15 protein-coding genes are annotated in these 14,502 nt (G+C 67.3%); 12 read left to right on the top strand and 3 right to left on the bottom strand.

Features of this window, described 5'->3' with window-relative positions; all coding sequences use genetic code 11:
- The first annotated feature begins 15 nt into the window (after positions 1-15).
- Together AC07NN_RS11970 and AC07NN_RS11965 are read left to right on the top strand one after the other, a co-directional pair.
- Positions 16-192, top strand: coding sequence for a hypothetical protein (locus AC07NN_RS11970; protein ID WP_494640949.1), 177 nt, complete (start codon positions 16-18; stop codon positions 190-192).
- Positions 189-809: a glutathione S-transferase family protein gene (locus tag AC07NN_RS11965; protein WP_494640947.1), complete on the top strand. Its 621-nt coding sequence runs from the start codon at positions 189-191 to the stop codon at positions 807-809. Before AC07NN_RS11970 ends, AC07NN_RS11965 begins: the two co-directional genes overlap by 4 nt.
- Here AC07NN_RS11965 and AC07NN_RS11960 read toward each other — a convergent pair.
- Complete coding sequence (locus tag AC07NN_RS11960; protein WP_494640945.1) at positions 739-1,815, bottom strand: M15 family metallopeptidase; 1,077 nt, start codon at positions 1,813-1,815, stop codon at positions 739-741. The two genes, AC07NN_RS11965 and AC07NN_RS11960, sit on opposite strands and share 71 nt — an antisense overlap.
- Before the next feature lie 90 nt (positions 1,816-1,905).
- Between AC07NN_RS11960 and AC07NN_RS11955 the strand changes: the two genes are divergently transcribed.
- Entirely contained in the window at positions 1,906-3,006 is a 1,101-nt protein-coding gene (locus tag AC07NN_RS11955; protein ID WP_494640943.1) for a L,D-transpeptidase family protein, read from the top strand.
- A 116-nt stretch (positions 3,007-3,122) separates the two neighbouring features.
- On the opposite strand, the gene AC07NN_RS11950 is transcribed toward AC07NN_RS11955, so the two are convergent.
- The gene (locus AC07NN_RS11950; RefSeq protein WP_494640942.1) at positions 3,123-3,875 is read right to left on the bottom strand and encodes a class I SAM-dependent methyltransferase; all 753 of its coding nucleotides are present in this window, start codon (positions 3,873-3,875) and stop codon (positions 3,123-3,125) included.
- Between the two features lie 164 nt (positions 3,876-4,039).
- On the opposite strand from AC07NN_RS11950, the gene AC07NN_RS11945 reads away from it, so the two are divergent.
- The 8 genes from AC07NN_RS11945 to AC07NN_RS11910 all read left to right on the top strand — a co-directional run bounded on the left by AC07NN_RS11945 (position 4,040) and on the right by AC07NN_RS11910 (position 10,916).
- Complete coding sequence (locus AC07NN_RS11945) at positions 4,040-6,142, top strand: acylase (RefSeq protein WP_494640940.1); 2,103 nt, start codon at positions 4,040-4,042, stop codon at positions 6,140-6,142.
- Between the two features lie 87 nt (positions 6,143-6,229).
- Positions 6,230-6,841 (top strand): beta/gamma-crystallin, encoded by a 612-nt coding sequence (locus AC07NN_RS11940; RefSeq protein WP_494640938.1) that lies wholly within the window; start codon positions 6,230-6,232, stop codon positions 6,839-6,841.
- Between the two features lie 12 nt (positions 6,842-6,853).
- Positions 6,854-7,258 carry a beta/gamma crystallin-related protein gene (locus AC07NN_RS11935; RefSeq protein ID WP_494640937.1) on the top strand — a complete coding sequence of 135 codons (405 nt, stop codon included), beginning with the start codon at positions 6,854-6,856 and terminating at the stop codon, positions 7,256-7,258.
- Positions 7,259-7,340: 82 nt separating this feature from the next.
- A complete protein-coding gene (locus tag AC07NN_RS11930) occupies positions 7,341-7,478 on the top strand; it encodes an entericidin A/B family lipoprotein (protein ID WP_494640935.1) in 138 nt (45 codons plus the stop codon).
- Positions 7,479-7,928: 450 nt separating this feature from the next.
- Positions 7,929-8,321: a DUF983 domain-containing protein gene (locus tag AC07NN_RS11925; RefSeq protein WP_494640933.1), complete on the top strand. Its 393-nt coding sequence runs from the start codon at positions 7,929-7,931 to the stop codon at positions 8,319-8,321.
- Positions 8,322-8,457: 136 nt separating this feature from the next.
- Entirely contained in the window at positions 8,458-8,613 is a 156-nt protein-coding gene (locus AC07NN_RS11920) for a DUF3309 family protein (protein ID WP_165185512.1), read from the top strand.
- A 61-nt stretch (positions 8,614-8,674) separates the two neighbouring features.
- Positions 8,675-10,126: an MFS transporter gene (locus AC07NN_RS11915; RefSeq protein ID WP_494640931.1), complete on the top strand. Its 1,452-nt coding sequence runs from the start codon at positions 8,675-8,677 to the stop codon at positions 10,124-10,126.
- A gap of 40 nt (positions 10,127-10,166) precedes the next feature.
- Positions 10,167-10,916: a DUF599 domain-containing protein gene (locus AC07NN_RS11910; protein WP_494640929.1), complete on the top strand. Its 750-nt coding sequence runs from the start codon at positions 10,167-10,169 to the stop codon at positions 10,914-10,916.
- A 575-nt stretch (positions 10,917-11,491) separates the two neighbouring features.
- Here the strand turns inward: AC07NN_RS11910 and AC07NN_RS11905 are convergent.
- Entirely contained in the window at positions 11,492-13,027 is a 1,536-nt protein-coding gene (locus AC07NN_RS11905; protein WP_494640927.1) for a methyltransferase regulatory domain-containing protein, read from the bottom strand.
- Between the two features lie 182 nt (positions 13,028-13,209).
- On the opposite strand from AC07NN_RS11905, the gene AC07NN_RS11900 reads away from it, so the two are divergent.
- Positions 13,210-14,499, top strand: coding sequence for a glycosyltransferase family protein (locus AC07NN_RS11900; protein WP_494640925.1), 1,290 nt, complete (start codon positions 13,210-13,212; stop codon positions 14,497-14,499).
- Positions 14,500-14,502: the final 3 nt, after the last annotated feature.

The raw sequence follows: 14,502 nt of genomic DNA, 5'->3' as shown, positions 1-14,502 counted from the left end.
GCCTACATCCCCGTAATGACCGACAAGACCGACGCACCTCCCGCTGACGAGACCCCGATGCAGCGCGCCCTGCGCCTGAAGAAGGCGGCTCAAGGCAAGCACGGCCACGGAGCCAAGGCCTCGACCGGCAAGGTCGACCGCGCCAACGCCGCCGCCCCGACCGGCAAGTCCAAGCCCTGGATGACCCGTTGACGATCCCCAAGGTCCTCGGCCGCACCTCCTCCATCAATGTCCGCAAGGTCCTCTGGACCCTGGACGAGCTGGAGCTGGCCTATGAGCGCGAGGACTGGGGCGCGGGGTTCGCGCCCACCAACGATCCGAAGTTCCTGCAGTGGAACCCCAACGCCCTGGTGCCCGTGCTGATCGACGAGCACGGCCCGGTCTGGGAAAGCAACGCCATCTGCCGCTATGTGGCCGCCGACACCCCGCTGTTCCCAGTCGACCGCCGTAAGCGCGCCCTCGTCGACCAGTGGATGGACTGGCAGGCCACCGAGCTCAATACCGCCTGGCGCTACGCGTTCGCGGGGCTGGTGCGCAAGTTCCCCGGCTTCGACGATCCCAAGCAGATCGAGGCCAGCGTCACGGCCTGGAACACCGCCATGGGCCTGATGGACGCGCGTCTGGTGGACACCGGCGCCTATGTGGCCGGCGACGATTTCACCCTGGCCGACATCGTGCTGGGCCTGTCGCTGCACCGCTGGCTCTACAGCCCGATCCAGCGCGAGGACTGGCCCGCCCTCACCGCCTATTACGCGCGCCTGAAGCAGCGGCCGGCGTTTTCGAAGTGGGGCCTTCCGGAAGTTCCGTAAGGGGCTCCGAGCCGGCCTTGGGCAGGCTGGCGATCGGCACGCCGGGCAGCAGCGGCTCGCCCGTCCACTCCCAGTGCCAGGGCTCGTAGACATAGTTCACGAAGCCGAACCGGCCGGCGTTCACGACCATCCAGCGATAAAGCGGCGAACGCGCCATCGCCAACCGGTTGGCGTCGGCCGAGCTGTCGGGCCCGAAGCCCGGCGCGGCCTCGATCACCAAATCCATGGCCAGCCCAGTGCGATGCGCCGAGCAGATGGTGCGGATCAGCCCCTGGCAGTTGTTGTCCCGCGCGCAGCGCTGGGCGTCGGCGTCCGGCGCGCGAAAGCCGGAGAAGATGGTCAGCGCCTCGGGTCGCCGCAGCACCCCGGCCGCCTTCGCCTCGGCGACCATGTTGCGATAGGCCTCCAGAGCACCCGGCCGCAGGCGAATGGCCTTGCCGCCATAGCTTTCCCTGGGATCGGCCAGGCTGAGATTGGCCTCGGGCGGCGCGCCGGGGCACATGCCCTCGCGGTTCACCCGCACGAACGGCCGGGCCAGGTGCCAGCGGGTCACCATGGTCCCGAAGACGACGGCATCGACCACGCCGGTCGCCTGCAGCCCATGCCCGCCCTGCCAGCGCGCCAGGGCCGAGGCGAAGCCGTTCGAGCCAGGTCCACAGGTCGTGCCGATCTCGGCGGCGATGCGCGGAGCGTAGATCTCCCAGCCGGTCTCGGCCTTGCCGAACGGGGTCCAGGCCATGGTGGCGAGGGAAGCGGCGTTGACGGCGGCGGCGCTCTCCGGCGCGTCGGTCCCGTCGCAGGTCTCGGGCGCGCCGGCTAGCACCGGCAAGGCGCCAGACGGATCGATCGAGGGCACATGCTGGGGCGGCAGGAAGGCAGTCTCGTCGCGCGGTTGGACCGGTTCCGGCGACGGCTTGCCGGTCGGCCAGGTCGCCCACAGCAGCAGCGCGCCGACGGCCAGGACCAGCAGGCCCAATCCCCACAACAGACGGCGTAGCAGCTTCAAGCCGGTCCTCGCTCCTCAAGGAACTTCGCCATGGCTCAAGGCTTGAGACCAGGGAGTCGTTCCCGCCTTCCTGGCGCGCCTGGAGTATGCATGACCGGTCTGGTTTCCCGCTTCGCCCTGATCGCCGTCCTGGCGCCATCTCTGATCTTGGCCGCCTGCGACGACAAGCCGCCGGCCAAGCCCGCGCCCGCCAAGAGCGTCCAGAAGTCCGCGCCCGCCCCGCCGCCTGTCGTCGCCGCGCCACCGGCCGTGGCGGCGGGCTCGCCCCTGGCCCAGACCATCAACGCCGCGACCTTCGACCTGGCGACCACCGATCCCGACGCCCATCGCAACCTGCTGATCCGCGTCCAGACCCTGCTGGACCGCGCCCACTTCTCGCCCGGCGTCATCGACGGCCGCGACGGGACGAACCTGACCCTGGCGATCAAGGCCTTCCAGGCCTCGCGCAACTTGACGGTGGACGGACAGATCACCCAAGCGCTGGTCGAGACCCTGACCGCCGGCGACGGCGGACCGGTGCTGGTCGACTACACGATCACCGCCGAGGATGAGGCCGGCCCGTACTCACCGCCGATCCCCAAGGACGACTACGAGGCGATGGCCAAGCTGCCGGCGCTCGACTACGTGACGCCGCTCGAGATGCTGGCCGAGCGCTTCCATATGGACGAGGCGCTGCTGCAGGCGCTCAATCCGGGCGTCGATTTCGGGGCGGCCGGGACGACGATCGTCGTGACCGCCGCGGGCGCCGACAAGCTGGATCGCAAGGTCGACCGCATCGAGATCGACAAGGCCCTGGGCCAGGTCCGCGCCTTCGACAAGGACGGCGTCGAGCTGGCGGTCTATCCGGCTACGGTCGGCAGCACCGAGCGCCCTGCCCCTTCCGGCGAGTGGGCCGTGCGCACGCTCGCGCCGGCGCCGACCTACACCTACGACCCGTCACGCCTGACGTTCGGCAAACCCAAGGCCAAGCTGACTATCAAGGCCGGGCCGAACAATCCGGTCGGCTCGACCTGGATCGACCTGACCAAGGACACCTACGGCATCCACGGCACGCCCGACCCCAAGCTGGTCAACAAGCGCGCCTCGCACGGCTGCGTGCGCCTGACCAACTGGGACGCGGCCGAACTGGGCTCGGCTGTGAACAAGGGGGCCAAGGTGGTGTTCATGGGGTCGGAGGCGCGGGCGTCGTAGGAGCGAAAACCCCGCCCTTCGACTAGCTCAGGGTGAGGTTTTCAATTGAACGGCAGCACCAGTCGTCCTCACCCTGAGCCTGTCGAAGGGCGAGGACGGTCGCTGGGCGTTTGAGCCTACTTCGGCTTCCTGAACTTCAGAATGAACTGATCGGTCTTTCCCCGGATCGACGGATCGAACACGCTGGCCGTATGCGGGTCGTCCTTGCTGGCCAGCAGCGGGCTTTCGCTTTCCAGCTTGAAGCCAGCGGCCTCGACCTCGCTCTTCACCGCGGCGATGTCGATGCGGTGCAGGGTGTCGGCGGCCGTGATGCCCGAGCCGGCGACGGCGGCGTGGTCGACGATCAGGAAGACCCCGCCCGGCTTCAGCGACTTGAAGATCTCGGCATTGGCCTTGGCGGCCGTGTCCACCGGGAACGGCTTCAGGTGCATGTCGTGATAGTTCTGGACGGTGATCACCGCGTCGACATTGTCGGGCAGGTCCAGCGCCGTCATCGGGCCGTTCATCGGCTTGCTGTTGAGCAGCGCCGCCGCGACCAGTCTCTGGTCCTCGCCGTACTTGGGCATGAACTTGATGAACTCGGCCGGCTGGTAGGCGTAGACGGTCCCCTTGGGGCCGACCGCCGCCGACAGGATGCGGGTGAAGTAGCCGCCGCCCATCACGTAGTCGACGACGGTGTCGCCCGACTTCACCTCGGCCAGGGCCAGGATCTCGCCCGGATGTCGCGCTGCGTCGCGGGCGGTGTCAGCCGCCGGGCGCGACGGATCGGCCAGCGCCTTGGCGATATTGGCGGGGACTTCGGCGAACGCCGCGCCGCCGATGCTCATGGTCAGGATGACCAGAGCCGAAACCACGTGCTTGCGAGCCATGAGCGCGCCTCCCTTGTTGTGGCGCTTGTCGTAGCAGGCCCGCGACGCTGGGCGAACGGCGTTATCATGAAGTTTCAGCAAGGTTTCGTCGAAAGCGGCTCTTCCTTCGACCGGCGCCGCCCCGCATGATCGCCGATAACGAACAAAAGTCTGGGGAGACCGGTATGAAGTGGGTCCTGCGCGGGGTCGGCGCGTTGCTGGCGCTTGTCGTTCTGGCCGGCGCGGCGCTGATCGCCATCGACCAGGCCAGCCTGCCCAAGGCTCCGGATCGCCAGGTCCTGCTCGAGAAGGCCAGCCACTACGACGTCCGCATCCGGCGCGACGACTGGGGCGTGCCGCACGTCCTGGGCAAGACCGACGCCGACGCCGCGTTCGGTCTCGGTTACGCCCAGAGCGAGGATGACTTCGACACCCTGCAGGACGTGGTGCTGGCCACGCGCGGCGTCCTGGCCCGCGACAAGGGCGCCAAGGCCGCGCCCACCGACTATGTCGCCGCCCTGCTCGACGTCTGGCCGACGGTCGACAAGCACTATGCCGAGCTGCCGGCCGACCTGCGCAAGGTGATGGAGGCCTATGCCGACGGCGTAAGCGTCTACGCCGCCAAGCATCCGGAGAAGGTCAAGCCGGGCCTGCTGCCGCTGACCGGCAAGGACATCGAGGCCGGCTTCGTCTTCAAGCAGCCGTTCTTCTACGGCCTGGACACCGAACTGAAGCATCTGACCGCGCCTGCGGAGAAAGGCCCGCCGCCGAAGGGCTCGAACGGCCTGGCCACCGCGCCCTCGCGCAGCGCCGACGGGGCCACGCGGCTGCTGGTCAATTCGCATCAGCCCTATACCGGCCCGGTCGCCTGGTACGAGGCCGTGGTCGAGAGCGGCGAAGGCTGGCACGTGGCCGGCGGCTTCTTCCCCGGCGCGCCGTTCATGCTGCACGGCCACAACGCCACCCTGGGCTGGGCCAACACCGTGTCCAAGCCGGACCTCGTCGATATCTACCGCCTGACCATCAACCCGGCGGACAAGAACCAGTATCGGCTGGACGGCCAGTGGAAGGCCTTCGACAAGCGCTATGTCACCCTGCGCGTGAAGCTCTTCGGCCCCATCGTCCTGCCGGTGAAGAAGGCCGTACTGCGCTCAGTGCACGGGCCGGTGCTGGAGACCGACCACGGCGTCTTCGCCATCCGCTACGCCGGCATGGGCGAGTGGCGCCAGCCGCTGCAGTACTGGCGACTGAACCGGGCCCGGACCGTGGACGAGTGGCGCGCCGCCATCGCCACCCACGCCATCCCCAGCCTGAACTACATCTATGGCGACGCGGCCGGGAACATCGGCTTTGTCCACAACGGCCAGTATCCGAACCGCACGGTCGCCGCCGACTGGAAGGGCATCCTGCCCGGCGACCGCTCGGACCTCGTCTGGCAAGGCTACCGCCCGGTCGAGCAGACCCCGCAGCTGTGGAATCCGAAGTCGGGCCTGGTGTTCAACTCCAACAACACCCCGTTCCGCGCCAGCGAGGACGCCGACAACCTGAAGCCCGAGGCCTTCCCCGCCTCCATGGGGCTGCAGAGCAACATGACCAACCGCGCTTGGCGGGCGCTGGAGACCTTCGGGACCGACCACGCCCTCACCGACGCCAGCTTCCGCGCCCACAAGTTCGACGTGGCCTTCAGCGACCGCTCCTCGGTGATGGAGATGGTCCGCGAGGTGCTGGCGATCGACGCCAAGGGCGAACCGGACCTGGCCAAGGCCCAGGCGATCCTGCGCGGCTGGGACAGGAAGGCCGACGTCCACGATCGCGGCGCGGCCCTGGTCGCCCTGATGACCCAGCCGATCCTGTTCGCCCGCTCGAACGGCGATGCGGCGCCGGCGCCCATCGACAGCCTGCGCGCGGCGATCCTCACGCTGAAGACCCACTTCGGCCGCCTCGATCCCGAGTGGGGCCAGGTCAACCGCATCCGGCGCGGGACCGTGAACCTGCCCATCGACGGCGCGGCCGACACCTATCGCTCGGTGTGGGGGACGCCGGAGAAGGACGGCACCACCACCGCCGACGGCGGCGACACCTTCGTCATGTTCGTCACCTGGGACAAAGCCGGGACGCTGCATTCCGAGAGCATCCACCAGTTCGGCTCGGCCACCCTGGACGCCAGGTCGCCCCACTATGCCGACCAGACCCCGCTCTTCGTGGCCATGAAGACCAAGCCGGTCTGGTTCACCGAAGAACAGCTGAAGGGACACGTCAGGGTGGACTATCGCCCCGGAGATCGGTGATCGTAAAAAGCTGGGCCGTTCAGGCGCCGTTCAGTTGAGAAACGGCTAGCTCGGTTTCGACAACGAAGCTTCAGGTGGGGAATTCTGATGCGCAAGACCTTCGGCCTGCTGGCCCTTACCGTGATGAGCCTGGGAATGGCGGGCGCCGCCTCGGCCCAGGCGCCGAGCTGGAACGGCCAGTACGACGAGCCGCCGCGTGGCTCCTATCTGCGCTCGTGTCGCGAGATCACGGCCTTCAACGGCCAGGTCTGGGCGCGCTGCCAGAGCAGCCGCGGCGGCTGGGAATGGACCAGCGCCCGCACCCGCGACTGCGGCAGCCAGGGCCTGGAAAACCGTGACGGCCGTCTGCAATGCGTCGGCTGGAACGGCGGCGGCGGTGGCGGCGGTGGCAACAATGGCGGTGGCTGGAACAACGGCGGCGGCGGTCGTCCGGGCGGCGGCTCGCGCGATGGCGTCGTGCTGTTCGAGGACACCCAGTACCAAGGGCGCGCCTTCGAGGTGAACGGCGACATGCCCGACCTGGGCGCTGTCAAGTTCAACGACAAGGCCTCGTCGATCCAGATCGGCCGCACCGGCGGCCGCTGGGAGATCTGCGAGCACGCCAACTACCAGGGTCGTTGCAGCCGCCTGGACGCCGACCAGGCCGTCCTCCCCCGTGAATGGAATGACGCGATCAGCTCGATCCGTCGCGTCCGCTAAGGAGACCATCCCATGCGCAAGATCGCTCTCACCCTCGTCTGCGGGGCGTTGACCCTGCTCACCGTCGGCTCGGCCGTGGCTCAGGATCGCAATTGGGACCGTCGTGACGACCGTTACGATCGCCGCGACGACCGACGTGATGACCGCCGTGGCGACCGCTGGGGTGCCGGCGGCGAGGTCGTCCTGTTCGAACACGACGGCTTCCGCGGCGAGGCCCGCCCGCTACGCGGCGACACGCCGGACCTGGCGCGCCTCGGCTTCAACGACCGCGTCTCGTCCATGCGCATCCAGCGCGGATCGTGGGAGTTCTGCGAGCACGCCTACTATCAGGGCAAGTGCTGGCGCTACGACTACGATACGGCCAGCCTGCCCAAGAAGCAGAACGACCGCTACAGCTCGGTCCGCCGCGTCCGCTAAGCCTCACGCCGCGCCGGGCTCTTGAAGCCCGGCGCGCGCCACGGCTAAGGTCCCGCCGCCTTCCGAACTGGAGCTTTCCGACATGCGTAAGATCGTCGTCCTGGCCGCCGCCGCGGCCGCCCTGCTGGTTTCGGCCTGCAACACCATCGAAGGCGCGGGCCGCGACGTCTCGTCGGCCGGCAAGGCCGTCGCCGGCGCTGCTCGCGACGCCAAGCACTAGCCCTCGGACCTAGGCGTCTTCCTCGCGCGAGGTCTCGGCGCCGATTGCCCGCTTCTCATGCGGCGCGACGGCGCCCTCCGGCGCATGACGGACGGCGTGTTCGGCCTTGGACGCGCCGGTCCCCTTTCGAGGCGGAGTCGGCGGCTCCGAAGGTTCTGGCGGGCGAGGGTCTTGTTCGGTCATCCGAAGGCCTTTCGAGCGTCACGCGGTGAACGCCGACCAGAGATCGAAGTTCCAAGACCCCGGATCGAGGACTCGAGATCCTAGAACATCGGTCTAAGAATATCCTTCATTAACCAGGATCATCGCGCGAGATCGACCGGACATCGTTTGCACGGATTGATCCAGATCAATTCTCGAACGAGGTTGACCTTTACTTACCGAAAGCATGGACAAAACGTCGCCGTGCGACGGCAAGTCGCCCTTTTCCTGCCGCCTCGGGAGGCGCATATGAGCGCCATGTCAGAGTCCCCTGTCCCGTCCCCGATGCTTACCGGCCTCAAGCGTGGCCTGCTGCACCGCTGCCCCAACTGCGGCGACGGCCGCCTGTACATGCGCTACCTGAAGGTCGATCCCGAGTGCGAGGCCTGCGGGCACGAGCTGGGCTGCTATCCGGCCGACGACGGTCCGGCCTATTTCACGATCCTGCTGATCGGCCACCTCGTGGTCGCGCCGCTGCTGTTCTTCCCCTGGATCTGGGAGGCCTCGCCCTTCCTGGTCGCGCCCCTGACCCTGATCCCGCTGGCGATCCTGACCCTGCTGCTGCTGCCGCGCGTGAAGGGCGGCGTGATCGGCGCCCTGTGGGCGATCCGCTTGCGCAAGGCCCAGGACACCCCGGCCTAGGCGTCGGGATCTCGACTTTTTTGATGTCCGGTGGGAACCAAACCCTTCGGAACCGACAAGCGAGGCCGCGAATTCCGAAGTCGTGACCCCAGCGGCGCCGTGGTGGCGAGCGCGGGCTCAAAGGACCTTTCGGACCATGCTCGGCACGATCCTCATCATCATCCTGATCCTGGCCCTGATCGGCGCCCTGCCGACCTGGGGCCACAGTCGCTCGTGGGGCTACTTCCCCAGCGGCGGTCTCGGCCTGATCCTCGTGATCCTGATCATCCTGGTCCTGCTCGGCAGGATTTAACGTAGACCTAGAACCGCGTTCGCCTAATCTCCCCCTCCATATCGGGAGGGGGGAGTTTCACATGACGGCGACCGCCGAAGCGGCATCCGAGAGCGGGGCCGCGCGCCTTTCGCCCGTGGCCCGGGCCAAGGCCATCCTGGGCGGTTCCGCCGGCAACCTCGTCGAATGGTACGACTGGTTCGCCTACGCCGCCTTCACCCTCTATTTCGCGCCCGCCTTCTTCCCGAAGGGCGACCAGACCGTGCAGCTGCTGCAGGCGGCGGCGGTCTTCTTCCTGGGCTTCGTCGCGCGCCCGATCGGCGCCTGGCTGATGGGCATGTATGCCGACCACGCCGGCCGTCGCGCCGCCCTGTCGGCCTCGGTAGCCCTGATGTGCGCCGGCGCCCTGATCATCGCCGTCACGCCCAGCTTCACGACCATCGGCCTGTGGGCCCCGGCCATCCTGCTGTTCGCCCGCGTGCTGCAGGGCCTGTCGGTCGGCGGCGAGTACGGCGCCAGCGCCACCTATATGAGCGAGATGGCCGGCAAGGCCCGGCGCGGCTTCTGGTCCAGCTTCCACTACGTGACCCTGATCGCGGGCCAGTTGCTGGCGCTGGGCGTGCTGATCGTCCTGCAGCGCACCCTGGGCGAGGCCGAACTGAAGACCTGGGGCTGGCGCGTACCGTTCATCATCGGCGCCCTGCTGGCGGTCGTGGTGTTCTGGATCCGCCGAGGCCTGGACGAGAGCATCGCCTTCAAGCGCCCCGCCCAGCGCGAGACCCTGTCGCGCGGCCAGGTGACCAGCGCCGGCGTCTTCCTGCTGCTGACCATCATCGCCGGCGTGCTGGGCGTCACCAAGGGCGCGCTGGCCAAGCCGGGCCAGATCGCCGCCGCCGTATTCCTGGTGCTGTTCTTCGTGTCGCTGATCGTGCCGCTGATCCGCCGGCATCCGCGCGAGAGCCTGCTGATCATGGGCCTGACGGCCGGCGGCTCGCTGACCTTCTACGTCTACACCACCTACATGCAGAAGTTCCTGGTCAACACGGCCGGCTTCAGCAAGGCCCAGGCCTCGGAGGTCAGCGCGCTCAGCCTGATCGGCTTCATGCTGGCCCAGCCCCTGGCCGGCTGGCTCTCCGACAAGTTCGGCCGCAAGCCGATGCTGATCCTGGCCTTCGGCGGCGGGGCCCTGACCATCTGGCCGATCATGACCGGCATCAGCCACGCCACCTCGATCACCGGCGCCCTGTGGCTGATCCTGGCCGGCATGCTCATCCAGTCCTGCTACACCTCGATCAGCGCCGTGGTGAAGGCCGAGATGTTCCCGGCCGAGATCCGCGCCCTGGGCGTGGCCCTGCCCTACGCCCTGGCCAACGTGCTGTTTGGCGGCACGGCCGAGATGGTCGCCCTGGCCTTCAAGCACGAGAAGATGGAGAGCACCTTCTACATCTACGTCGCGGCCGTGATGACCCTGGGCCTGATCTGCTCGATCATCCTCAAAGACACCGGGCGCAATAGTCTCATTCATGAGGACTAAGCCGGTTTTCCGACTCTTCGCGGCCCGCTAGGTTTCGCCCATGCCGTTGCTCGATATCATCGTCCTATCCGTCTTCGCCGCCTGCTGGCTGCTGTACGAGCCCATGCTCAAGCGCCTGGGCGAGGGCGGCGGCGTTCTGAACACCGACATGACCGTCATCCGGCGCCGGTGGATGCAGGAGATGGCGGTGCGCGAGATCGCGCTGCTGGACGGCCAGTTGCTGGGCCACGCGATTAATTCGGCCAGCTTCTTCGCCTCGTCGAACCTGATCCTGATCGCCGCGGCGGCCGGCGTGCTGTTCGGCGGTGACAATGCGTGGAAAAGCGTCGAGGGGCTGGCGGTCCTGGCCAAGACCTCGCCGATGATGTTCCAAGTCAAGCTGGGCCTGGTGCTGGTCGCCCTGGCGCGCGGCCTGCTCGATTTCATCTGGGCGATCCGGCAGATGAACTATTGCGTGGCAGCCATCGGCGCCGCGCCCATGTGGGCGCCGCCCTCGGTGCTCGCCGAATATGCCGAAGCCGCCGGTGGAATCCTGAACCCCGCGCTGTCGGCCTTCAACGCCGGCGTTCGTGCCTACTATTTCGCCCTGGCGGCCGCCGTCTGGCTGCTGGGCCCCCTGCCCTTCCTGTCGGCGACGCTGGGCGCCATGGCGCTGCTGCTCTGGCGTCAGCGCCGTAGCCGCGCCTCGACCGCCGTGCGCAAGGTCCGCCAGATCCTGGAGCGCCAGCCGGTGGTCCACGGCCCGCACCTGACGAGCCTGCACACCGACCCGCCGGAAGATCGCATTTAGGAAGCTGGGCTGGAGGAACGCGCCCACGGGCGCTGCGTTCTCTCGATCGCCGACATCAAGACCCCAGATACAATAAGCCCCGCCGGTGACTCGGTCTCCGGCGGGGCTAATGGGAAGTCTTGTGGGTAGACAACACCTTCTTACCCCAAGCGGCCGAGGTTCGCAACCTCCTTGCTACGAGAATCCGACATTTCGTCGTGAATTCGAACTGCAACTTCCGATATTGCGACAGCGCCGCCAGATTCTCACGGCCAAGCTAGAAATATCGGTCGAGGGTCCATGCCGCTTGAGAAAGGCATCGGAGAGTCTTCGATTGATAGAGTTCTGCAACGCAGGTTTATCCCGCAAAGCATTAATCCAGTACCGAAGCCTAAACATTGAGTTTTCGGTCAGGATTTGCGCGAATGCGCAAACTACACCTTGGACGCTTTCAACTACGCCAAAAAGCGTTTGAAGATTTGGCGATCATTCTCCAAGCAGGCGAGAATCGTTTCCAAACGATTCATCCTCTGCGCGGTGCGGCCTAGCGAGGAGATTTAAGTCCACTCTCGCTAGGCGCGCAGGTCCAGGCGTCCTCAGATGCCCAGGGCGGTCCAGAGCGGCAGGATCCGATCGCCCCACTCCTTGGCCTGGAGTTTCAACTCCTCGAGATTGGCGTCGCCTTGCAGGGGAGCCCCGTCCTTGACCAGCGACTGGTTCAAGGCCGAGATGTGACGCCAGGCGAAGCTGGCCCAATCGTCGGGCGTCTTGCCGCCGCTCTGCTTGCTCAGCCAGAAGATCTGGTGGAAGCGCGGCGCGGAAATGCCTCCGCCATAGAGCGGCGCGGCGAAGTAGGAGATGTCGCCGCCAGACAGCGAGCGCTGTGCGATGGCCGTATTTAGGGCCAGACTGCGCGCCTTCGCCGCCTCCAGGTCATGACCAGCCGGCACCGGCTGGATGACGCCGAGACCCAGCAGGATCGTCACGGCTGAGGTCAACTGGCCGAAGTTGATGTCCCTGCCCACCAGATGCGCTTCCAGTTCGCCGATGGAGTGTGGCTTATGATCCAGCAGGAACGCGTAGATCGGGTCGTAGATCGCATCGAGCAGCCCAGCTTCGCGTCCTGGTCCCCGCACCTTCTTGGGCAGGCTGTCCTTGGTCGCGGTCAACACGATGCGCTGCTCGCGGAGCGCGGACAGCTGTTCATGGCCAGTCACCTGGCGCACGCCCCGGATCCAATAGTCGCGGCGGAACTGCTGGTTCGTGCAGAAATCCCGCAGCGTCTCTCGGAGCGACGGATCGGGCACGGCTTGGATGAACGCGGCTTGCTGCTGCGTCATGCTCAGGTCGTAAAGGCCGTCGAGCGGATGCGCCGAAGCCGCGAACCCGACCTTGGCGTCGCTCAGCCAGTTCTCCAGGTCAGAAAAGTACATCGGGTGCCAGTCCCGGTTCATGTACTCGTGAGCCAGGTACTTCCGGTCCTGCCCCTTGATCTGCTTGAAGCGCTCAACGGCCGTCGCGTTGGCGCGGGTATAGGCGGGCTCGGTGCCAAAGAATTGCTCGATGAAGTCCAGGGCGGCGCCCGTCTTGGCGATGATCCCCGAGCCCGGCGCGCCTATCACGTCGGCGTGGCGCTTCATCAGGTGACGGATCGGGGCGTGGGCCGCCCAACCGGGATTGGTGTTGTACGAGATGTAGAGCACGCCGCCCGGACGCAGTTTGCGGCGAATGAAGTCGACGAGGATTCCGCGGTTCTCGTCCGAGATCCACGTCCAGATTCCGTGCAGGCCGATGAAATCGAAGTCCGGCAGGTCCGTGCGATTGCAGAACTCCGCGAAGGCTTCGTCATAGAGCTTGGCGTCGGAGCCCGACAACCGCGCCATCTCCGAGGCGAACACCGCCTGCGACGGATTGAAGTCGGTGCCGTACCAATTGACGCCTGGCTGCGCCGCCGCGTGGATCGAAACCGACAAGCCCTGGCCAAATCCCAGTTCGCAGGCGTTCTCGATCTTCGGCGCATGCTGCCCCGTCAACAGCAACGGTAACCGGCAACGGAGTGCATTCAGCTCCCCGTAGTAGCCGAAGGTATAGTTCACGTCGGTAACGTAGCCGGCGTTCCATTCGGTCGACACTCGGAGCCTCATTCATTCGCGCTGAAGTGTCTGCATTGCTGCCCGGAAACGCCCCCCCTGACAAGTTCGCGTAACACGTTCGCGTAACGGATCGGCTCGCCTTTCCCGTGGCGCTCCCGGCGCGCGAGCCGCTATAGGTCGAGAGCCGGTCGCCCTCGACGGGCGTTTTCCGCACTCGGTTCATGACGTCCAAACTTCTCGCGCTGTGGCGAAACCTGCCGGTTCCGGTGCGCCGAACCGCGCATCTGGCCGCCGGCGCGCCGGGTGCGGCGTATCGCGGCCTCGCCGACAAGTTCGACGACATGAAGAAGGCCCGCGCGGACCGCATCCTGCTGGCGCGGGCGCTGCGCAGGTCGCCGCGCTCGAACCTGCCCCCAGCCCTGCCGGTGACCATCGTCGGCTTCCACGGCGCGGTTCACGGCCTGGGCGAAGGCGCCCGCATGCTGGCGCGCGGCTTCGCGGACGCCGGCCTGCCCACCCGCGCCATCGACCTGTCGGCGCAGGTCGCCTTCGCCGCGGACCTGCCGGCCGTGTTCCCCGCGCCAACGGCGGACGAGCGGGGCGTCGTGATCTCGCACATCAATCCGCCCGAGCTGCTGGACTGGGCGCGCGCGACCGAGGGACGGCCGTTCGAAGGCCGTCGCCACATCGGCTACTGGGCCTGGGAGCTGGAGGACGCCCCGGCCGACTGGGCCCGGGCCTTCGACCTGGTGGACGAGGTGTGGACGCCCTCGACCTTCGCCGCCGACGCCATCCGCAAGATCGCGCCGCCTCGGATCACGGTCTCGCCGGTTCCCTACCCGCTCTATCTCAATCCGCGCCCCACGGCCGACCGCGCCCGCTTCGCCCTGCCCGACGACGCCGTCGTGGTGCTGATGGCCTTCGACCTGCGCTCCTCGGCCCAGCGCAAGAACCCCCGCGCCGCCCTACAGGCCTTCCAGCGGGCCGTGGAGGCGTCGGGACGACCCGCCCTGCTGGTCTGCAAGGTGGTCGGGGCCGACCGCCATCCAGAGACCTTCGAAGCCCTGCGGGCGGAGGTGGCCGATGACGCCACCATCCGGCTGATGACCGAGAACCTGTCGGCCGAGGCGATGGCGACCCTGACCGCCAGCGCGGACATCGTCCTGTCGCTGCATCGTTCGGAGGGTTACGGCCTGCTGCTGGCCGAAGCGATCTGGCTGGGCAAGCCGACCCTGGCGACAGGCTGGTCCTCGAACGTCGAATTCATGGACCCCGCGTCCAGTCAGCTGGTCGACTACGCCCTGATCCCGGTGGAAGGCGGCGACCTGATCTATCGCGCCGGACGCTGGGCCGACGCCAGCGTCGAGGACGCGGCCGCCAAGCTGGCGCGGATGATCGGCGACGACGCCGCGCGCACGAAAATGGCGGCTGCGACCGTGCGCAACCGCCATGTCTCTTTCGATCCGGAAGCCTGGACGCGGATGATCCGCGCCCTGCTGCCGCTAGGCTAGCCT

Source organism: Caulobacter sp. GW821-FHT09H08, from assembly GCF_059415885.1.
Note: the sequence above shows the minus strand (reverse complement) of the source record. Positions and strands in the feature narration are given on the sequence as shown.